The organism is Streptomyces sp. NPDC047061, from assembly GCF_040643955.1.
Taxonomy (GTDB): domain Bacteria; phylum Actinomycetota; class Actinomycetes; order Streptomycetales; family Streptomycetaceae; genus Streptomyces.
On the sequence record NZ_JBEYVI010000001.1, the window covers coordinates 408,198 to 427,708 of the forward strand.

At 72.1% G+C, this 19,511-nt stretch carries 22 protein-coding genes; 11 read left to right on the forward strand and 11 right to left on the reverse strand.

Translation table 11 applies throughout. The features are described from left to right. Positions 1 to 46: 46 nt before the first annotated feature. Together ABZ887_RS01900 and ABZ887_RS01905 are read right to left on the reverse strand one after the other, a co-directional pair. Positions 47 to 1,399 (reverse strand): nucleobase:cation symporter-2 family protein, encoded by a 1,353-nt coding sequence (locus ABZ887_RS01900; RefSeq protein WP_361281827.1) that lies wholly within the window; start codon positions 1,397 to 1,399, stop codon positions 47 to 49. 120 nt (positions 1,400 to 1,519) lie between these two features. Continuing rightward, on the reverse strand, positions 1,520 to 2,863 hold the full coding sequence (locus ABZ887_RS01905; protein WP_361281829.1) for an FAD-dependent oxidoreductase: 1,344 nt from the start codon (positions 2,861 to 2,863) through the stop codon (positions 1,520 to 1,522). Positions 2,864 to 3,049: 186 nt separating this feature from the next. On the opposite strand from ABZ887_RS01905, the gene ABZ887_RS01910 reads away from it, so the two are divergent. Next, positions 3,050 to 3,535: a DUF6214 family protein gene (locus ABZ887_RS01910; protein WP_361281831.1), complete on the forward strand. Its 486-nt coding sequence runs from the start codon at positions 3,050 to 3,052 to the stop codon at positions 3,533 to 3,535. A gap of 8 nt (positions 3,536 to 3,543) precedes the next feature. Here ABZ887_RS01910 and ABZ887_RS01915 read toward each other — a convergent pair whose 3' ends face one another. From ABZ887_RS01915 to ABZ887_RS01935, 5 genes are all read right to left on the reverse strand, one after another. Further along, positions 3,544 to 4,230: a helix-turn-helix domain-containing protein gene (locus tag ABZ887_RS01915; RefSeq protein ID WP_361281833.1), complete on the reverse strand. Its 687-nt coding sequence runs from the start codon at positions 4,228 to 4,230 to the stop codon at positions 3,544 to 3,546. Between the two features lie 136 nt (positions 4,231 to 4,366). Then, on the reverse strand, positions 4,367 to 5,089 hold the full coding sequence (locus tag ABZ887_RS01920) for an HAD-IA family hydrolase (RefSeq protein ID WP_361281835.1): 723 nt from the start codon (positions 5,087 to 5,089) through the stop codon (positions 4,367 to 4,369). A gap of 36 nt (positions 5,090 to 5,125) precedes the next feature. Next, the gene (locus ABZ887_RS01925; RefSeq protein ID WP_361281837.1) at positions 5,126 to 5,797 is read right to left on the reverse strand and encodes a phosphatase PAP2 family protein; all 672 of its coding nucleotides are present in this window, start codon (positions 5,795 to 5,797) and stop codon (positions 5,126 to 5,128) included. 56 nt (positions 5,798 to 5,853) lie between these two features. Further along, complete coding sequence (locus tag ABZ887_RS01930) at positions 5,854 to 6,789, reverse strand: M56 family metallopeptidase (protein ID WP_361281839.1); 936 nt, start codon at positions 6,787 to 6,789, stop codon at positions 5,854 to 5,856. Between the two features lie 95 nt (positions 6,790 to 6,884). Continuing rightward, complete coding sequence (locus ABZ887_RS01935; protein ID WP_361281841.1) at positions 6,885 to 7,427, reverse strand: DUF5134 domain-containing protein; 543 nt, start codon at positions 7,425 to 7,427, stop codon at positions 6,885 to 6,887. A 164-nt stretch (positions 7,428 to 7,591) separates the two neighbouring features. On the opposite strand from ABZ887_RS01935, the gene ABZ887_RS01940 reads away from it, so the two are divergent. Further along, positions 7,592 to 9,283: an FUSC family protein gene (locus tag ABZ887_RS01940; RefSeq protein WP_361281843.1), complete on the forward strand. Its 1,692-nt coding sequence runs from the start codon at positions 7,592 to 7,594 to the stop codon at positions 9,281 to 9,283. Beyond that, positions 9,280 to 9,876 carry a MarR family transcriptional regulator gene (locus ABZ887_RS01945; RefSeq protein ID WP_361281845.1) on the forward strand — a complete coding sequence of 199 codons (597 nt, stop codon included), beginning with the start codon at positions 9,280 to 9,282 and terminating at the stop codon, positions 9,874 to 9,876. Before ABZ887_RS01940 ends, ABZ887_RS01945 begins: the two co-directional genes overlap by 4 nt. Before the next feature lie 81 nt (positions 9,877 to 9,957). On the opposite strand, the gene ABZ887_RS01950 is transcribed toward ABZ887_RS01945, so the two are convergent. After that, complete coding sequence (locus ABZ887_RS01950) at positions 9,958 to 10,356, reverse strand: VOC family protein (protein WP_361281847.1); 399 nt, start codon at positions 10,354 to 10,356, stop codon at positions 9,958 to 9,960. A 123-nt stretch (positions 10,357 to 10,479) separates the two neighbouring features. Here ABZ887_RS01950 and ABZ887_RS01955 point away from each other — a divergent pair, with 123 nt between their 5' ends. Continuing rightward, a complete protein-coding gene (locus ABZ887_RS01955) occupies positions 10,480 to 11,019 on the forward strand; it encodes a GNAT family N-acetyltransferase (RefSeq protein WP_361281849.1) in 540 nt (179 codons plus the stop codon). 15 nt (positions 11,020 to 11,034) lie between these two features. On the opposite strand, the gene ABZ887_RS01960 is transcribed toward ABZ887_RS01955, so the two are convergent. After that, a complete protein-coding gene (locus ABZ887_RS01960; RefSeq protein ID WP_361281851.1) occupies positions 11,035 to 11,718 on the reverse strand; it encodes a glycerophosphodiester phosphodiesterase family protein in 684 nt (227 codons plus the stop codon). A 412-nt stretch (positions 11,719 to 12,130) separates the two neighbouring features. Between ABZ887_RS01960 and ABZ887_RS01965 the strand changes: the two genes are divergently transcribed. From ABZ887_RS01965 to ABZ887_RS01985, 5 genes are all read left to right on the forward strand, one after another. Next, entirely contained in the window at positions 12,131 to 13,528 is a 1,398-nt protein-coding gene (locus tag ABZ887_RS01965) for a DUF6421 family protein (RefSeq protein ID WP_361281853.1), read from the forward strand. A 41-nt stretch (positions 13,529 to 13,569) separates the two neighbouring features. Beyond that, positions 13,570 to 14,316, forward strand: coding sequence for an SDR family NAD(P)-dependent oxidoreductase (locus ABZ887_RS01970; RefSeq protein ID WP_361282424.1), 747 nt, complete (start codon positions 13,570 to 13,572; stop codon positions 14,314 to 14,316). Beyond that, the gene (locus ABZ887_RS01975) at positions 14,313 to 15,383 is read left to right on the forward strand and encodes a low specificity L-threonine aldolase (RefSeq protein WP_361281855.1); all 1,071 of its coding nucleotides are present in this window, start codon (positions 14,313 to 14,315) and stop codon (positions 15,381 to 15,383) included. Before ABZ887_RS01970 ends, ABZ887_RS01975 begins: the two co-directional genes overlap by 4 nt. A 78-nt stretch (positions 15,384 to 15,461) precedes the next feature. After that, positions 15,462 to 16,055 (forward strand): transglutaminase family protein, encoded by a 594-nt coding sequence (locus ABZ887_RS01980; RefSeq protein ID WP_361281857.1) that lies wholly within the window; start codon positions 15,462 to 15,464, stop codon positions 16,053 to 16,055. Between the two features lie 10 nt (positions 16,056 to 16,065). Continuing rightward, positions 16,066 to 16,767, forward strand: coding sequence for a phenylalanine--tRNA ligase beta subunit-related protein (locus tag ABZ887_RS01985; protein ID WP_361281859.1), 702 nt, complete (start codon positions 16,066 to 16,068; stop codon positions 16,765 to 16,767). A 29-nt stretch (positions 16,768 to 16,796) separates the two neighbouring features. Here the strand turns inward: ABZ887_RS01985 and ABZ887_RS01990 are convergent, their stop codons facing one another. Together ABZ887_RS01990 and ABZ887_RS01995 are read right to left on the reverse strand one after the other, a co-directional pair. Beyond that, the gene (locus ABZ887_RS01990; protein ID WP_361281861.1) at positions 16,797 to 17,525 is read right to left on the reverse strand and encodes a lysophospholipid acyltransferase family protein; all 729 of its coding nucleotides are present in this window, start codon (positions 17,523 to 17,525) and stop codon (positions 16,797 to 16,799) included. A 189-nt stretch (positions 17,526 to 17,714) separates the two neighbouring features. Next, positions 17,715 to 18,131 carry a DUF4395 domain-containing protein gene (locus tag ABZ887_RS01995; protein ID WP_361281863.1) on the reverse strand — a complete coding sequence of 139 codons (417 nt, stop codon included), beginning with the start codon at positions 18,129 to 18,131 and terminating at the stop codon, positions 17,715 to 17,717. A gap of 105 nt (positions 18,132 to 18,236) precedes the next feature. On the opposite strand from ABZ887_RS01995, the gene ABZ887_RS02000 reads away from it, so the two are divergent. Together ABZ887_RS02000 and ABZ887_RS02005 are read left to right on the forward strand one after the other, a co-directional pair. Next, positions 18,237 to 18,650: a thioredoxin family protein gene (locus ABZ887_RS02000; protein ID WP_361282426.1), complete on the forward strand. Its 414-nt coding sequence runs from the start codon at positions 18,237 to 18,239 to the stop codon at positions 18,648 to 18,650. 208 nt (positions 18,651 to 18,858) lie between these two features. After that, positions 18,859 to 19,368, forward strand: a complete 510-nt coding sequence (locus ABZ887_RS02005; protein ID WP_361281865.1) for a flavin reductase family protein — start codon at positions 18,859 to 18,861, stop codon at positions 19,366 to 19,368. The last annotated feature ends 143 nt before the right edge of the window (positions 19,369 to 19,511 follow it).

Consider the following 19,511-nt stretch of genomic DNA (forward strand, 5'->3'; position numbering starts at 1 on the left):
CGCCGCACCCGAATGACAACCCATCGCGGCACCCCCAGCGGAGCGCCTAGGCGGATTCCGCCCCGCTCGGCACCGCCCCCGGCGCCGAATCCGCCCGCGCCGGCAGGTGGTTGAAGAGCAGGTTCAGCACGATCGCCGTCAGGCACCCCGCGCTGATGCCGCTGTTCATCACCGTCTGGAACCAGTCCGGGAACTTCTCGTAGACCGTCGGCACACCCACCGGCAGCATGCCGACCGCCACCGAGACGGCCACCACCGTCAGGTTGTTGTTGCCGTGGAAGTCGACGGACGCGAGGGTCCGCAGGCCGCTCGCGGCGACCGTGCCGAACATCACCAGGCCCGCGCCGCCCAGCACCGGGGCCGGAATCGCGGCGACCACCGCGCCCAGCTTCGGCAGCAGACCGAGCAGCACCAGGATGCCGCCGGCCGCCGCGACCACCCAGCGGCTGCGCACCCGGGTCATCCCGACCAGGCCCACGTTCTGCGCGAACGCCGTGTAGGGGAAGGTGTTGAAGACACCGCCGAGGACGGTCGACAGGCCGTCGGCGCGCAGGCCGTCGGCGAGGGAGCCCGGCTCGACCTTCCGGCCGGTCAGCTCGCCGACCGCGATCAGGTCACCTGTCGTCTCGGTCATCGTGACCAGGGCCACCACCAGCATGGAGACGATCGCCGAGGCCTTGAACGTCGGCGCCCCGAAGTGGAACGGCGTGCTGATGCCCAGCCAGTCCGCGTCCCCGACCCCGCTGAAGTCCGTGAACCCGAAGGGCACCGCCACCGCCAGGCCCACCGCGATGCCGACCAGGACCGCGATCCGGGCGAGGTAGGCGGGCGCGAACCGCTGCACGCCGAGCACCACCGCGAGCACGAAGGCCGCCAGCGCCAGGTTCTTCGGCTCCCCGAAGTCCTTCGCACCGGCGCCGCCCGCCGCCCAGTTGCCCGCGACCGGCAGCAGCGAGACCCCGATGATCAGGATCACCGTGCCGGTGACCAGCGGCGGGAAGAAGCGCAGCAGTCTCCCGAAGACGGGCGCGAGCAGCATGATCGCCAGACCCGCCACGATCACCGAGCCGTAGATCGCGGGGAGTCCGCCGCCCGTCGTACCGATGAGGACCATCGGCGAGACCGCCGCGAACGTGCAGCCCTGCATGATCGGCAGCCGCACGCCGAAGCGCCAGAAGCCGACACACTGGATGAGTGTCGCGACGCCGCACACCAGCAGGTCGGCGGTGATCAGATACGCCAGGTCCGCGGGCGACAGCTTCATCGCACCGCCCACGATCAGCGGAACGGCGACCGCGCCCGCGTACATCGCGAGCACGTGCTGGAGGCCGAACGCGGCCAACTGCCGTACGGGTGGGACCTCGTCGACGGGATGGACGGAGGCGCTGGTGGTGGCCATGAGGACTCCAGAGCGGGGACGACATCCGGGCAGCACGAGACGGTAAGCGGCTTGAACAGTTTGTTGATTTCCGACTCGTTGCCGATACGTGTCATGCCCACCTGATCGCGGGTGATTCCGCTACGCCCCCGATCGCGCCGCCGTGAGCAGGGAGTTCCAGTCGGCCAGCTTGACCACGCTCCGGCCGAGCCGCGCGCCGAGCGCCGCCTCGGCCTGCTCGATCGCCTGCCACCCCGTCCACGGGACCGGCTCGATGCCCGCCGAGCGCAGCGCGGCCACCGTGTCCTCCGGTACCTGCCTGCGCAGCAGCGCGGGCGCGTCCTCCAGGAGGGAGGTCACGGTCTCCTTGGCGTCGGGCCGGTTGGTGCCGATGACACCGGTCGGGCCGCGCTTGATCCAGCCGGCCACGTAGTCTCCCGGCGGGCCGAAGCAGCCCTGCAGGACCCGGCCCGCCTCGTGCGGCACGGTGCCGCTCTCCTCGTCGAACGGGAGCCCGTCCATCGGCACTCCGCGATAACCGACCGACCGCAGCACCAACTGCGCCTCGACGGTCTCGTACTGACCGGTGCCCCGCACCCTGCCGCGCGTGTCGATCTCCGTGCGCTCGAAGAGCACCGCGCCCACCCGCCCGCCGTCGGCGAGGAGTTCGACCGGGCGCAGGAAGAAGCGCAGCCAGATGCTGCGCTCCGCACCCCGGCCGCCGGCGCCGCCCCAGCCGCGCAGCACCTCCACGTTGCGGCGCTGGGCGGCGGGCAGCGCGGAGGGGTCGGCGTAGGCCGAGTCGAGCGCCAACTCGTCAGGGTCCAACAGGACTTCGGTGCCCGGCAGAGCGCCCAGCTCGCGCAGCTCCTTGGTGGTGAAGCGGGCCTGGGACGGGCCGCGCCGGCCCACCACGTGGACGTCTCTTATCCGGCTCGCCGCGAGCTCGGTCAGGGCGGCCTGCGGCATGTCGGTGGGGCTCAGCTCCGCCACCCCCCGGGCCAGCATCCGTGCCACGTCCACCGCGACGTTGCCGACCCCGATGACCACCGCCGACCGGGCGTCCCGCACGAACCCGGCGTCGATCGCGTCCGGATGCGCGCTGTACCAGGACACGAACTCGGTCGCGGACCAGCTGCCCGGCAGCTCCTCGCCGGGAATCCCGAGCCGCCGGTCGGTGGCGGCGCCCACGCAGTACACCACCGCGTGGTACAGCTCCCGCAGCCGCTCCACCGGCAGCCCGCCCGGGCCCCCGACCCGGACCCCGCCGAGGAACCGCACCCGCTCGTGCTCCAGGACGGTGCGCAGGTTCCCCTGCAGCGACTTGATCTTCTCGTGGTCGGGGGCGACGCCGTACCGCACCAGTCCGTACGGGCACGGCAACCGGTCCAGTACGTCGACGAGCACGGTGGGATCGAGCTGGACGAGGTTCTGGGCGGTGTAGCACCCGCTCGGCCCGGAGCCGACGACGGCGACACGCAACACGGGGGGACTCCTTGCCCGAGGGGCTGGTGTCTTCAGCATCCCACCGGCCCGGCCGCCTCGACAGGGGCCGCTGGGGTGACGCGGACGCGTGTCCGTGGACTCGGAGTGTGATCATGAGGTTACGTTGCGTATGTGCTAGAAGCATCGTTTCTTAATCTTTCCGATCGGCGCGCGGAGGACGGCACGGTGTCCGTGTCGCCCGCCTGGGAGGTGCAGGAGCACGCGGGAGCCACCTCGTGGTTCCAGGTCCGGCTGGCCTTCGAGGACGGCGCGCGGGTCGACGCGCTCGCCGTGGTGGCCGAGGGACGGGTCTCCATCGAGGACGTCAAGGCGTGGCCCGCGCTCTCCCTGGCCGATCTGACGGTGCTCGCCGACTGGATCGAGGAGCCGCTGTGCCGGGCGTGCGGGATGGAGTCGTACGCGGACGAGGACCCCGAGGCGGCGGACGAGGGCGATGACTCCGGCGGTTCGCGGCGCGCCCGGCCTGCCTGGCCGCGGGGCATCGAGGGGAGGTGGCTGGTCGCCCAGGAGTACCGGGCCGCACAGGAGGAGGGCCTCGACCCGGTCCTCGCGGTGATGTGCGCGACCGGGCACAGCCGGCGGCGGTCGCTCCGGCTCATCGCCCAGGCGCGTGACGCGGGCTTCCTGACGCCACGTCACGCCCGCCGCTGACCGGCCGGCTATTCGGCTCGGGAACCGGGTCCCGGCTCGGTCCCGGTCCGGTCCTCGGTCGCGAAGAACCGGGACAGGTCCCGCCGTTCGGCCGTCGGCGCGGACTCCGGGGGCAGGCCCAGTTCCGAGTCGAGCCCGTACCGCTCGAACAGTTCCGCCCGCAGCTCCGGGATCGGCATCGGCACGCCGGGCACCAGCGCCGCGTACACCGCCCCCATCAGCACCGCCCGCAGCATGGGGTAGTCGGCCTCGACGTGGGTCGAGCCGTACCGGGCGACGGTGTCGCCCAGCAGCTCCGACAGCCGGCGCTGCTCGGGGCACTGCACGAAGCCCTCGCCCTGGAGCAGGCCCGCCATGTGCTGGCGCATCAGCACCGGCCGGTCGTGCGCGAGCCCCAGGATCGCGTCTATGGCCCGGGCGAGGCGCTCCCGTCCGTCCTCGGTGTGCGGCTCGTGCTCCAGCGCTTCCTCCAGCGTGCGGTGCATCAGCCGGTGCACGGCGGACTGCACCAGCTGGCGCTTGCCGGGGAAGTAGTACGACACCAGGCCGCGCGCCGAGCCCGCCCGGTCCGCGATGGCGCCCAGCGTGGTCGCTTCGAAGCCGTGCTCGTCGACCAGCTCCACCGCGGCCTGCAGCAGCCGCTCACGGGAACGTCTGCGCAATTCTTCATTGACCGAGGCGCTGCGCGGGGACATGCTGGAACTCCTGCGTTGACTGGCTGCCAGCCAACTATAATCGACGCAGTGGGCACCGCCCTGCGCGGGGCCTGTTCTGTGCTGCCGTCCGTCCGGGGCGACACGGGGGAGCGTCTCGGGCGGACGGCGCGACGGGTCAGGCCTGGGTGGGCGTGGCCGGTCGGCGGGCCGCGCCCACCAGGTCCAGGACCGGCAGCAGTGCGTCCGGCCGTTCGGTCACCGGCAGATGGTCCACGAAGTGCACCCGGCAGCCGAGTGCCGCCGCTCCGCCGTCGGCGGGCCTGCTGTCCCCGACCATCACCGTCTCGCCCGGCTCGGCCCCGAGAGCCTCCAACGCCACCGTGAACAGCCTCGGATCCGGCTTCTGGACACCGTGTTCGTACGAGAGGACGTAGGCGTCCACGTAGGCGTCCAGCCCGTGCTCGCGGAAGACCGGGCGCAGGTCCCAGCCGATGTTGCTGACCACGCCGACCCCGACCCCGTGCTCGCGCAGCGTGCGCAGCACCTGGACGGCGTCCGGGTACGGCTTCCAGGCGGCCGGCGCCATGTGCCGCTCGTACAGCGCGTCGTGCAGGGCCGGGTCCGGCAGCGCCACCTGCCGGGACAGGCCCGTGTACGCGGCCCGGTGCAGCTCCGCGCTCTCGTCCCGCACCGCCCACACCTTTGACAGCTCCTCGGGCAGGGCGACCGGGAAGGCCCCGCCGGGCTGCGCCCCGGCCACCTCCAGCGCCTGCGCGGCCTCCGCCAACTCGGCTTCGCCGAGCGGTACTCGGACCTCGGCGAGCACCGCCCGCAGCCAGGATTCGGTGGACTCGATACGGAAGAGGGTCCCGGAGAAGTCGAAGAGCACGGCAGTCATGTGCCGGACTCTACCGACGGCCGGGTACGGCGCGGATCAGGGGCGAGGGTGCCTGCGGGCGCCGCGCTCCCCCTCGTACGCCAGCACCGCCAGCGCCACCACCAGGGCCCCGAGCAGCCAGCCGCCGAGTACGTCCGAGGGCCAGTGGACGCCGAGCCACACCCGGGTCAGGCCCACGCCCACGACCGAGAGCCCGGCCGCGGCCAGGGCGGTACGCCATATCGCGCGACCGGTGCCGCAGCGGTGCAGGAGCCACAGCAGCAGGCCGCAGACCACCGTGGCCGTCATGGTGTGCCCGGAGGGGAACGCGGCGTAGTGGGCGGAGTCGACCGGGTCGGGCCACACCGGCCGCGGGCGGCCGACGGCGGCCTTGAGGGACTGCTGGGCAAGCGTCCCGAGCGCGCAGGTCAGGGTCAGCCACAGGGCGGTCCGCCACGCCGAGTGCCGCCACACCAGCCACACCGCGACCGCCGCGCACAGCAGGCGCATGGTCAGCGGGTCCCAGACCCAGTCCGTGAGTATGCGCAGCACCCGCGTGGTGTCGTGGTCCGCCACGGCCCAGCGGTGGGTGGCGCCGGCGATGTCCTCGTCCATCGCGACCAGGGGAGGCCACTCGCCGGCGACGAGGGCGAGCAGCAGCGCCGAGGAGAGGGCGAGAACGGCGGTCGTGAGAAGCGGGGCAGGGCGGTCGCTGGGCGGGGGGCGCATGGCGTGATCTTTGCCGAATCATTGCCCGCAGGGCAATTCCCCCGACGAGTACGGCTTTACCCGAGGGCGCGCAGACTCGGTACGAGTGCCACCAGCACCGGGATCACCGGGACCAGGGCGGCCGTCGCGGTCAGCCGCAGCCGGTGCCGGGCCGGGAGGCGGTCCGGGGCCGTGAGCAACCGGTCCACCCGCTGCGGGACATGGGCGTGCGGGGTCGGTCCCGGGCCGAACACGCCCCGGTCCTCGTTGAGTTCGACCAGGGCGAGGGCGGTGGTGAGGCGGCCGTGGCGCCGGGAGGCCATGTCGTCGGCGGCCAGTTCGACCAGCCGGTGCATCTCGTCGCGGAACGCGGCGAACACCGGGATCTGCGGGAACCCGCCCGCGAGCGCGGCCGAGCAGTGCAGCAGCCAGTCGTGCCGGGCCTGCGCGTGGCCCTGCTCATGGGCGAGGACCGCGTCCAGCCGGCGTCCCTTGAGACGGCGCAACGCGGCCGTGGTGACGACGAGTCGGGGCGCCGCGCCCGGCAGCCACCAGGCCTCCGGACGGTCGCCCTCGAGCACGACGAGCCGGCCGTCGGCCGGTTCCTCGCCGGGCAACAGGGGCGCGCGGTGCAGGAGTTCGGCCCGGCGCCGGCTGCGTCCGGCCCTGGCCCGCAGGATCTCCCGCACCAGCATCGCCCCGCTCCACAGCCCGGCGCAGGCGAGGGCCACCGCGGTCGCGGCCGCCCACGGGCCGGTCGTACCGAGGGCGTAGGCGTCCACCACCCCGCTCGGGGCGGTCGCGAACACCTGCCCGCGCACCGCCTGCCAGGCCGCCGCGGCGCTCAGCGTCATCGACAGCGCGCAGCACAGCAGGACGGCCGCCACCACGCACTGCCACACCCACAGGGCGACCACCGGCTCCCGGTCCGTCCAGTCGGCCCGGGCGAGCCGCCGGGGGCCGACCACGGCGGTCAGGGCGCCTAGCAGCAACAGTGCCACGGGGACCATCATGGCCAGCACCCTATGAGCGGTGGACCGTTCACGGGTACAGGCCATTACGCCAAAGTGACGCAGGCAACGTTTGCGCCACGCGTGCCGTCGCCGCCTCACAGCGCCAGCAGCATCGCCACCATGCCGATCCCCATCGACAGCCTGCACGCCCGGGCCAGTTCGGGCCGGTCGCCCCACCTGACCGCGCCCGTCCCGGCGGTCACCGCGACCGGGACGAGCCGCGCGCCGGAGAGCAGCACGTAGCCGGTGAAGTAGAGCAGCAGCGGGCCTGTCACCAGCGGGACTCCGGCGCCGCCGTGATGGTGGGCGCCGGGGGAGGCCGCCATCGCCACCGCCATGTAGACCATCGCCGCCGTCCCCACCAGATGGTGCAGGTGGTGCGGGTTGCTGGGGCCGCTCCACAGGGCGCGCAGCGCGGCCGTGCCGAACACCGCCGCGTACAGCGGCCATGCCCACCCCGGCGGGGTGAACACCGTCGCGGGCACGGCCATGAGGGCCATGCCGAACCCCATCAGCGCGTCGCCGCCCGCGGCGCGCCGCTGCTCCTCGACACTGCTGCGCATCCGCAGCAGGCAGTAGGCCCCGGTCGCCGCGCACAGCGCGACCAGCAGCCAGCCGGGCGAAGCCGGTCCGTGCACGGCGCACCTCCCCGCTCGACGTCGCGTCGATGGATGCGATGCCCCGGCCGCACGGCGCGCACGCGAGCGCGCGGATGTACACGGGGAGCATTCGCCGGAGCACAGCACGTGACCAGGATCGTTCGAGAATGATTTACGAGTAAAACACATGCTAAATTGATGGTATGAGCACCGCGACCCCCTCGACCGCCCGCCGTCTGTCCCTCGCCGGTGCGCTGCGCCTCGGCCGGCCCTCCGACATCTGGTTCAAGCCCGCCTGCAGCGTGGTCGCGGCGGTCGCCCCGCCCAACCTGACCCTGCTGGTCCTAGGCCGCCTCGACCTGGCGATGTACACGATGGCCGGATCGCTGTGCGCCCTCTACGGCCACAACCGCCCCTACCCCGCCCGCGCCCGCACCCTGGCCCGGGTGATCCTCGGCATGGTCGGCGGCCTCGCCGTCGCCCTGGTCGCCGCCTCGCTCACCACCGACGCGGTCGTCCTGGTCACCGTCGGCGCGCTCATGGCCGCCGTCCAGAAGGTCCTCTGCGATGCCACCCGCGTCGGCCCGCCCGGAAACGTGGTCCTCACCTTCATCAGCTCCGCCTCCCTGTTCGCCCCGCAGACCCCCGGCCAGGTACCCGGCCACGTCGGCCTCGCCCTGGCAGCGGGCGCCTGGGCCTGGCTGGTCGGCATGGCTCCCGGGCTGCTGCGCCCGCACGGCCCCGAACGCCGGGCCACCGCCCACGCCCTGAACGCCGCTGCCGCGTACGCCGCCGCATACGCCGACACCGCCCACGCCGACACCCGCGGCACCGGAGACGGCCACGACCGGACCCGCGCCACCGCGGCCGCCGCCGTACAGGCCGCCTGGCAGTCCCTGCTCGCCACCGGCGCCCGCACCGACCGCACCCGCCGCGCCCTCGAACACCTCGTCGTCCGCGCCGAGGTCGCACTCGCCGCCCCCGCCGACGCCGACGCCGACCCGACGCTGCTGCGCGGCTGGGCCTGCGCGCTGCGCGGCACCGGACGCGTCCCGCGCGTCGCCGGCGCCGACGACGACCTCCTCGGCATCGACGCCGAACTCTCGGTCCCGCAACGCCCGTTGTGGCACCGGCTGGGCCCGCTCACCCCTCTCGCCGCCCGTACCGCGCTCGGCTGCGCCCTGGCCGGCTACACCTCCCTCGCCCTCGGTGTCGGCCGCCCCTACTGGGCGCTGGTCACCGCCGCCTCCCTCTACCAGGCCAACGTCACCCTCACCTGGAGCCGGGGCGTCCAGCGCGTCGTCGGCAACCTCCTCGGCGTCCTCGTCTTCGCCGCCGTCGTACCCCTCGCGCATCTCCACCCGGCCGTCCTGGTGCTGTGCTGCCTCGCCTTCAACTTCGGCGCCGAGGCGCTGATCGGCCGCAACTACTGGCTCGGCAGCGTCTGTGTCACCCCGATGGCCCTGCTCGTCACCGAGTTCGCCCGCACCCAGGACGCCGGGCAGCTGATCACCGAGCGGGTCGTGGACACCCTGGTCGGTGCGCTCGTCGGCTTCGGCACCGCGGTGGTCGTCACCAACCGCCGCGCCGGCGACCGCATCGAGCACGCCCTGACCGCCGTCGAGCGGGCCCGCGAACAGGCCGCCCGCCTGCTCGCCGGGGAGCAGCCGGCCCCGCGCGCCCTGGAGGCCGCCCGGCGCACCCTGGCCGCCGCCCTGGCCGACCTGCGTGCCACGGCCGACGCCGCGTCCGGCGAGTGGTGGCAACGCGCACTGCCCCAGGAGCGGGTCGTGCTCGCCGAGCAGTCCGGACACCGTACGCTCGCCGCGACGGTACGACGCCAGGGAACGCACTCCTGGGACGGCGCGAGGACAACGGAGGACGTACGGCCATGACGGCGACCAACGGACGACCGGCGGCCGGGAGCGACGCGGACAGGGGTGCGGGAGGGGGCCCGGGCAACGGTGCGGGCCACGGCGCGGGCCCGGACGACACGGTCGCCGCCGTCGTCCGGCAGTGGCGGAGCGTCCATCCCGGGCTGGACACCGGGCCCATGGAGGTCATCGGCCGGATCAACCGCTGCGCCGCCCTCCTCCAGCAGGCCGAGGACGCCCCGCTGCGCCGGGCCGGCCTCAGCCGCCCCGAGTTCGACCTGCTCGGCGCGCTCCGTCGCACCGGTCACGAGCTGACCCCGAGCGAGCTGGCCAAGGAGACCTTCTCCTCCGGCGCCGCCGTCACCAAACGCCTCAAGCAGCTCACCGAGCGAGGTCTGGTCGAGCGGCGCGGCGACGCCCGTGACCGCAGGGTCGCCCACCTCCGCCTCACCGACGCGGGCCGCGACCTCGTCGACGGCCTGCTGCCCGAGCAACTCGCCTACGAGACCGCCGTCCTGTCCGTCCTCGCCCCCGAGGGGCAGGGCGAACTGGCGGGACTCCTCGCGGAGTTGCTGGGCCGACTGGAGGGCAGAATGGGCGCGCTGCGGGCCTGACCCGACCGCTGGAAGTGTCGCTACATGCCGTTTGTCGACCGCGGCTTCGTCGTGGCTGGTCGCGCAGTTCCCCGCGCCCCTTCAGGGCGCCACAGTCGGCCGGTAGCGCAGCGGGTGGTCGGCCGGTACCTCCACCAGCACGATCCTGACCCCGTCCGGATCGGCGGTCCACATCTCGACCAGGCCCCAGGGCTCCTTCACGGGCGGGCGCACGATCGCGACGCCCTTCGCCACCAGCTCCTCGTACGCCGCCGCGACGTCGGCGACCTGCAGCCACAGCCGCACGGCCGGCGAGGGCGGGGTGTCCGACCGCCCGGAGACCTCCAGGAACCCGCCGCCGAAGAAGTAGACCGTGCCGCGCTCCGGGCCCTCACCGAACTCGCGGTAGACGGCCAGGCCGAGCTGCTCGCCGTAGAAGGCGCGGGACCGCTCGGGATCGGTGGGGTGGATCAGCGTACGGCTGCTCAGTACATGCACCATGCGACCGGAGCGTACTGGCGGGGGCCGGGGGAGCCGGGCGGGTCGGGTGCCGGTCGGCGGTACCGAGGGGCGGGGATAGGCTCGTGGGTGGCCGAGCCGCGCCCGAGATCGGAGAACCCGCCCATGGAGAACGCCGCCACCGGTCTTGCCTTCCGCGACGCCACCGGCGACGACGTGGACGTCCTGGTCGCGTTGATCGAGTCGGCCTACCGGGGCGACGCCAGCCGGGTCGGCTGGACCACCGAGGCGGACATCCTGGAGGGGCAGCGGACCGACCCGGAGGGCGTCCTGGAGGTGATCAAGGGGGCGGACGGCAAGCTGCTCGTCGTCGAGCGGGACGGCGCGGTCGTCGCCTGCTGCCAGCTCGAACACCGCGACGGCCACGCCTACTTCGGCATGTTCGCGGTGAGCCCGGTCCTCCAGGGCGGCGGCCTCGGCAAGGTCGTCATCGCCGAGGCTGAACGCCAGGCGCGCGAGGACTGGGGCGCCACGGAGATGCACATGACGGTGATCTCGGTGCGCGACGACCTGATCGCCTGGTACGAGCGGCGCGGCTACCGCCGTACGGGAAGGATGACGCCGTTCCCGTACGGCGAGGAGCGCTTCGGCGTTCCGCAGCGGGCCGACCTGCAGTTCGAGCTGCTGGTCAAGCCGCTGGTGTGAGGTACGGGCCGGCGCTCACGCGGTGAAGCGGGCGGTGCGCTTGATCTCCGGGTAGTCGGTCGTCGCGCCGTCCAGCTGGAGGGCGCGCACCAGCCGCAGGTCGTCCTGGGTGTTCACCACCCAGCCGAGCACCCGCAGGTCCGCCTTGCGGGCGTGCTCGACGACCTCCAGCGTCAGCCGCCGGATGTTCAGGCAGAGGGTGGCCGCCCCCGCCTCCTGGGCCCGCTCCACCACGTCGGTGCCGAAGCGGCTGGCGATCAGCGCGGTGCGCACCCCCGGCACCAGGCGGGCGATCTCGGCGACCGCCTCGTCGTGGAACGAGGAGACCTCCACCCGGGAGACCAGGTCCCGCCGCTGCATGACCTCGGCCAGCGCCCGGGCCGCCGCGATGTCCTTGATCTCGGCCTGCAGCGGGGTCCGCACCGAGTCGAGGACCTCGTCGAACACCGGCACCCGCTCGCCCCGGCCGGCATCCAGCGCACGCAGCTCCTCCAGGGTCTTCTCGGCGATCGGGCCGGTGCCGTCGGTCGTGCGGTCCACCTCCGCGTCGTGCATGACGACCAGGGCGCCGTCCTTGCTGAGGTGGAGATCGAGTTCGATCAGGTCGAGGCCGGCCTGCTGGGCGGCGACGAAGGAACGGAGGGTGTTCTCGGGCTCGACGCCCATGACTCCGCGGTGACCGATGGTAAGGAAGTTCAAGATTCAACTCGCTTCCGTCGACGGCGGCGGTGGGGCAGGCGCGCGAACCGTACGACGGACGTCGCTGTCCACGCGGCTGGGCGCAGCCTAATGGCCGCCCGTCGCGATGAACCCGTACGTACACGGGGGGATTGGCGCGCCGGGTGCGCGACACCTGGCTTGTGCCCCGGTCGGCGGTCACCCGGTGGTGGGCGCGTCCCGCCGCGGATTGACCGGCCGGATCCATGCGGTCCTGCGGAGCTGACACCTCGTCACCGGCCGTAGTGAATGTGAGCGCCTTCACGGTTTCGCACAGGAAAAAGCGCGGTGAAGAAGCGATGCCGCAGGATAATTTCCTGAGGACCCCCTTGCTGGGAGAAACCTCGTATGCATACGGTGTCCTTACGGAAGCTTCTCCCGTGGAGGATGGGTCATGACGGAAATTCTTGTGCAGGTGGGTTCGGAGGAGCAGGTTCCTCCCGTGACCAGGGTGGTCGAGCACCCGGCGTGGCCCGTGCTCAAGGAGTCCGTGGAGCGGATCCGGCCATGGCAGTCCAAGGACGGGTCGATCGACTTCGAGGCCGACGGCGCGCCCGCGCGGGCCGACGCCGAGGCGGCCGTTCGGCGTGTCGTCGAGGCCGTGGAAGAGCTGTCCCCGCTGCTCCCGCACGACGTCGACTACCACCGGGCGCTCGTGACGGACCTGCGGCGCTGGTCCGTCGGCGGCTTCCAGGTGCCCGACTTCCTCGACTCGCTGCTGGCCTTCCAGCCCGCCGCGGGCCGCGCGGACGGCCTCCAGCATCTCGTCGTCTTCCCGATGTACACGCAGAACGGCAACCCGGACCGCAACCTGGAGGCGGTCGTGCTGCGCATGGTCTGGCCGGACTGGCTGGCCGAGCTGGAGCGCACCCGGTACGACAACCCGCTCTTCTGCGGCATCACGTTCGAGGACTTCACGGCCGGCTACGACACCAACTCCGCCGTCCTCTTCCCCGAGACCATCGCCGTGCGCGAGGCGCCGGAACGATTCTCCTGGGGTGGCATCTTCTGCGACCGCGAGGCCGCGCGCTTCCGCCGGGTCACCGACGCGGCCGTCGGCATCCTGGGCCTGAACCTGCCCGAGGACATCGCCGCCATGGTCCACGACCAGAAGCGCTGCGAGGAGGCCTTCGTGCTGTGGGACATGGTCCACGACCGCACCCACAGCCACGGCGACCTGCCCTTCGACCCGTTCATGATCAAGCAGCGCCAGCCGTTCTGGATGTACGGCCTGGAGGAGCTGCGCTGCGACCTCACCGCCTTCAAGGAGGCCGTGAAGCTGGCCGACGACGGTGTCCCGCAGGCCCGTGACGTGCAGTACGCGGTCCTCTTCGACCGCATGTTCCGCTTCCCGGTCACCGGCGACCGCGTCCGCAACTACGACGGGCTCGGCGGTCAGCTGCTCTTCGCCTACCTGCACAAGCACGACGTGGTCCGCTGGACCGACAACAAGCTCGCCATCGACTGGGAGCGCGCCCCGCAGGTCACCAACCAGCTGTGCGCCGAGATCGAGAAGCTGTACAAGGACGGCATCGACCGCCCGAAGCTCGTCCACTGGTTCGCCGGGTACGAGCTGGTCGCCACCTACCTCGCCCCGCACCCCGGCTCCAAGTGGGCCAAGGGTCCCGACGCCCTGGACCTGACCCTGCCGCCGCGCAAGCTCGTGGACGACGTGCTTCCCGACGAGTTTCCGCTGAGCATGTTCTACGAGGCCCTGTCCAAGAAGCTGAAGAATGTGATCGCCGAGACCAAGGGCATCACGGCGGACAGCGCCGAGCCGGTCGCCGCGTGAGCGACGGGCTGCGGAACACGGCTCAAGAGGGGAACGACATGGTGGGCAACGGGGCTCTCAGAGGTACGGTGATCGCGGTGGCCGGCGCGGGCGGACCCGCGGGGCGTGCGACGCTGATGCGGCTGGCCGAGGCCGGCGCGACCGTCGTCGGGGCGGACAACGACCCGCAGCGCCTGTCGGAGGCGGTGGACGCGGCCCGCTATGCCTCCGGTGGCGCGACCGTCACGGGTGACACGGTGGATCTGCTCGACCTCCAGTCCACCCGGGACTGGGCCACCCACATCGAGAAGGACTTCGGGCGCGTCGACGGTCTCGTGCACCTGGTGGGCGGCTGGCGCGGCAGCGAGACCTTCACCAAGACCAGCCTGGACGACTGGGACTTCCTGGAACTGCTCCTCGTCAAGACCGTGCAGCACACCTCCCTCGCCTTCCACGAGGCGCTGCAGCGCAGCGAGCGCGGCCGGTACGTCCTGATCAGCGCCGCCGCCGCGAGCAGGCCCACCGCGGGCAACGCCGCGTACGCCGCGGGCAAGGCCGCCGCCGAGGCGTGGACGCTCGCCCTGGCCGACTACTTCCGCAAGGCCGGGGGGCCCGAGGGCCCGACCTCCGCCGCTGCCATCCTGGTGGTGAAGGCGTTGGTGCACGACGCGATGCGCGCCGAGCGGCCCAACGCGAAGTTCGCGGGCTTCACGGACGTCAAGGACCTGGCCGAGGCCATCGAGGGCGTCTGGAGCAAGTCCGCCGCCGAAGTGAACGGAAACCGTCTGTGGCTGACCGAGAAGCCGTGAACCCTCCCAGGACCGACGCGCGTCGCCACCACGACCCCGAGGTCCGCGGTTTCGCCAGTGACAACTACGCCGGAGCCCACCCCGAGGTGCTGGCCGCGCTGGCCCTCGCCAACGGCGGCCACCAGGTCGCCTACGGCGAGGACGAGTACACCGAGAACCTCCAGCGGATCGTCCGCAGCCACTTCGGGGCCACGGCGGAGGCCTTTCCGGTCTTCAACGGCACCGGCGCGAACGTCGTCGCGCTCCAGGCGGTCACCGACCGCTGGGGCGCGGTGATCTGCGCCGAGAGCGCGCACATCAACGTCGACGAGGGTGGCGCCCCCGAGCGCATGGGCGGCCTCAAGCTGCTCACCGTGCCCACCCCCGACGGCATGCTCACCCCGGACCTCATCGACCGGCAGGCGTACGGCTGGGACGACGAGCACCGCGCGATGCCGCAGGTGGTGTCCATCACCCAGAGCACCGAGCTGGGCACCCTCTACACGCCGGACGAGATCCGCGCGATCTGCGAGCACGCCCACGCGCACGGCATGAAGGTGCACCTGGACGGCTCCCGGATAGCCAACGCGGCGGCCTCCCTGGACGTCCCGATGCGCACGTTCACCAACGCCGTCGGCGTCGACATCCTCTCCCTGGGCGGCACCAAGAACGGCGCCGTGTTCGGCGAGGCGGTCGTGGTGATCAACCAGGACGCCGTCAGCCACATGAAGCACCTGCGCAAGCTGTCCATGCAGCTCGCCTCCAAGATGCGCTTCGTGTCGGTGCAGCTGGAGGCCCTGCTCGCCAAGGACCTGTGGCTGCGCAACGCCCGGCACGCCAACGAGATGGCCCAGCGGCTCGCCGAGGGCGTCCGGGCCGTGCACGGCGTGGAGATCCTCCACCCGGTGCAGGCCAACGGCGTCTTCGCCAGGCTCCCGCACGACGTGAGCCTGCGCCTGCAGAAGCGCTTCCGGTTCTACTTCTGGGACGAGGCGGCCGGGGACGTGCGCTGGATGTGCGCCTTCGACACGACCGAGGAGGACGTGGACGCGTTCGTGGCGGCGCTCAAGGAGGAGATGGCGCGCTAGCCGATTTTGTTGCATAAATATGCGGTCTCCTGAAAAGTCATTGACGCTCAGGTGGCCGCATTCCTATGCTCTGCGGGCATGGAGCTGATCCAGAACACCGCTGACCTGTCCGCTTATTTGGCCGCTGACGAGGCCATCGACCATCACCACCCCGTGGTCCGGGAGACCGCTGCCCGGCTGGCGGCGGAGGTCGAGGACTCGTATGCCTATGCGCGGTCGGCCTATGAATTCGTGCGGGACGCCATCCCGCACTCCCAGGACTCCGGCGACCTGCGCGTGACCTGGCGCGCCTCGGACGTGCTGGAGCAGCGCACCGGCATCTGCCACGCCAAGGCCCACGCCCTGGCCGCCCTGCTGCGGGCCGAGGACATCCCCGCGGCCCTGTGCTACCAGCGGCTGGCGGACGACGACGGTCCCGGTCGTGTCGTGCACGGCCTGATCGCCGTCCGGTTCCACGGCGCCTGGCACCGGCAGGACCCGCGTGGCAACAAGGCGGGCGTGGACGCGCAGTTCTCCCTCGACGGCGAACGGCTGGCCTGGGTCCCCGACTCTCGGTCCAGTGAGATGGACTACCCGGTCCTGTACGCTGAACCTCACCCGGTTGTGCTCGGCGTGCTCAAAGCGGCGCCCGACCGCCCGTACCTCTGGAAGACGCTCCCCACCGCACTCTGAGGCAAGGCAGATGACTCTCACGCTCACCGTGTCCGGCGAGGTACGCGCCCTCGTGCCCGGCTTCACGCACCTCGTGATCGAGGCCCACGGCCTGGTCAACGGGCCCAGCACCGAGGCGAGTTCGGCGCTCCTCGACGACGCGGCCCGCCGCCTGGCCGTACGCCTCGACGGGCGCGCCCCGCACGAGGACCCGCACATGGCTGCCTGGCGGGCGGCCTACACGGCCTTCGGCTCCAAGCCGTCCCGCACCCGCAACTCGGCCGAGGCGCTGGCGAAGCGGGCTCTCGCGGACGGCGGCCTGCCCCGCATCAACCTGCTCGTGGACCTCTACAACGCGATCAGCGTGGCCCACCTGATCCCGGTCGGGGGCGAGGATCTCGGCCTGATCCGGGGCGGGATGCGCCTCGTGCGCGCCACGGGCGAGGAGGACTTCGTGACCGTGGCCGGGGGCGAGGAGGTCGTCGAGCACCCCGACGCCGGCGAGGTCGTGTGGTGCGACGACGCCGGAGTCACCTGCCGCCGCTGGAACTGGCGCCAAGGCCCCCGCACCCGCCTCACCGAACGCACGGCCTCGGCCGTCTTCCTGCTGGAGAGCCTCGCCCCGATGCCGGTGCCCGAGGTGGCGTCGGCGGGCGCCGAACTCGCCGAACTGCTGGAGAAGTTCAGCCCGGGCGCCCGTATCGAGATGCGTGCGCCGGAGTCGGCGGACTGAGGCCCGGTGCCGCGGCTCGGAGTTGCGGCTCAGATCGCCTCGGCGGCCTTCAGCTGGTCCAGCGTGGGGGCCGTGCCGCCCAGATGGGCCGGGAGCCACCAGGTGTCGGTCGCGTCCTTGGGGCGGGCCGGGTAGGCGCGCTGGGCGGCGTCGAGGAGCTCCTGGACGCGCTCGCGCAGCCGGCGGGTGATGGCGCCCGCGTACTGGTCGCGGGGCGCGTCGACCGGCTCGCCGACCCGGATGGTGATGGGCAGGTGGTTCCGCTTGAAGTTGCGCGGCTGTCCCTTGGTCCAGATGCGCTGGGTGCCCCACAGGGCCATCGGCACGAGCGGGACGCCGGCCTCCTGGGCGAGGCGCGCGGCGCCCGACTTGAAGCTCTTCAGCGTGAAGGACTGGGAGATGGTGGCCTCCGGGAAGACGCCCACGATCTCACCGGACTTCAGCGAGTCCAGCGCGTGCTGGTAGGCGGCCTCGCCCTGCTTGCGGTCCACCGGGATGTGCTTCATCCCGCGCATCAGCGGTCCGGAGATCCGGTGCCGGAACACCGACTCCTTCGCCATGAACCGCACCAGGCGCTTCTGCGGAAGGGCCGCCAGACCGTCGAAGACGAAGTCCAGGTAGCTGATGTGATTGCTCACCAGTACGGCGCCGCCCGAGTGCGGGATGTTCTCCGAACCCTGGCAGTCGATCTTGAGGTCCCAGACCTTGAACAGCGTCTTGGCGAATCCGACGACGGGACGGTAGACCAGCTCTGCCATGGGTGGGACGGACCCTTTCTGCTCTGCCTGGGAAAGGGGTCTCCCGGCGGGAAAGTTACGCAGCCGTAGGTTTACGGCGTCTCGCAGATCGTGCCCGAAGAACGGACGGGGAGCCAGCCCTGGTGCCCGGGCGCGGCGAGATTCTCGTCACGTTCGTCCCTTGATCCACCTCGCGCTTTTAACCCGCCTTTACTCCGGGCGTGCCGTCAACCGCCGCGTGAGCAGGAACATCTCGCAGCCCAGGCAGTACCCGAATGCCGCATTGAGGAAGGCCGCGGCGAGCGCGAGTCCGGTCGCCGCGAGGCCCAACCACGCGGGGCCCAGCGTGAATCCGACCAGACCGAGCCCCGCGAAGACGAGCCCCACGGCCTGTGCGAACCGCGGGGGCTCCGGCGCCTCGAACTCCCTCGGGGGAGCGAGCCGCGGTCGTACGGCGGCCCGGAACGCCCAGCCGTACGGCGACCGGGTCACGCCCCCGGCCGCGCCGAGTGCGAACGCCAGCGTCTGCCAGGCGAGGATCCAGGGGCTCCTGGTGATCAGTGCGGCGGCCAGCACGACCGTCGTCACGGCCGCGCCGAACCGCGGCCCACGTGCGTCGATGTCCATGAACCAAGGATTCCGCCCCGCGGGCCGGTAGGGGAGCCGGGAATCTTTGCAGTCTTGTGAACGCTTTTCGGCGTGGTGAGCGGTCTCGTGGATCCTTGTCCGGTGATGACCGGACTGGTGGTGTGCGTGACGGTGCTCGCTGCGGCGAGCGTCTACGGAGTGCTGCACAGGCGGCGGAGCGGGAGGGTACGGGTGCGCGGACGGGACGACGGCAAGCGGCTCGGGGCGGCCGAACTCGGCGGCGAACTGGGCGAACGGGCCACGCTGGTGCAGTTCTCCAGCGCCTTCTGCGCGCCCTGCCGGGCCACCCGGCGGGTGCTGGGCGAGGTCGCCGGGATGGTCCCCGGCGTCACCCACGTCGAGATCGACGCCGAGGCCCGCCTGGACCTCGTGCGCGAGCTGGAGATCCTCAAGACCCCCACCGTGCTGGTGCTCGACGCGGCCGGCCGGGTGGTGCGCCGCGCCACCGGACAGCCCCGCAAGGCGGACGTCATCGCGGCGCTGGGAGAGGCGGTCTGACGGACATGCCGATGACGGTGGGGCACCTCCCATATACCGGAACGTACTTGACTGGGCGCACCACCTATCGTCAGCCTGACCGTATGCCTGAGGAACTCCTTCTCTACGGGCGGGTCCACGTGGACCTGGCCCGCACCGCGAGCGCGCGCTGTCCGGGCTGTTGAGCAGCCACGGACCCGAACGCCGCCCCTCGCAGAAGGACAACTCCATGACGGCCACGCCCGATCTCGGCACTCCTCAGCTCGCCTCGCCCGACCTGCTCCGCTCCGCCTTCCGGCGGCACGCGGCCGGTGTGGCGGTGATCACCGCGCGCGGCGCCGACGGCCCGGTCGGCTTCACCGCCACCTCTCTCGTCTCCGTCTCCGCCGAGCCCCCGATGCTCTCCTTCGGCGTCGGGACGGGCGCCTCCAGCTGGCCCGCGATATCCACCGCCGAGCACATCGGCGTCCACATCCTCGGCGAGCACCAGGCGGAGCTCGCGGCCACCTTCGCGCGCAGCGGCGCCGACCGGTTCGGCGCGCCCACCGACTGGCGCGACGGCCATGAGGGTGTCCCGGTCCTCGACGACGTGCTGGTGTGGCTGGTGTGCCGGGTCGTCGCGCGGGTGCCGGCCGGTGACCACCGCATCGTGCTGGCCGAGGTGCTCGTCGGCGACCCCTCCCGCGCCGGCCGGCCGCTCCTGTACCACCAGGGCGGCTTCAACGGCCTGCGGGACTGATCACACACACCTGGTTCCGGGGATCACACGCCCCTCGTTCTGCGAACGTGTCGAGTTCCGGTTACGCTGCGTTGCGAAGGTCACAGTTCAAAGCGCTTGCTTAGCGGGCATGAACTGGCTGTACTGGTGAGTAATATTTCGTT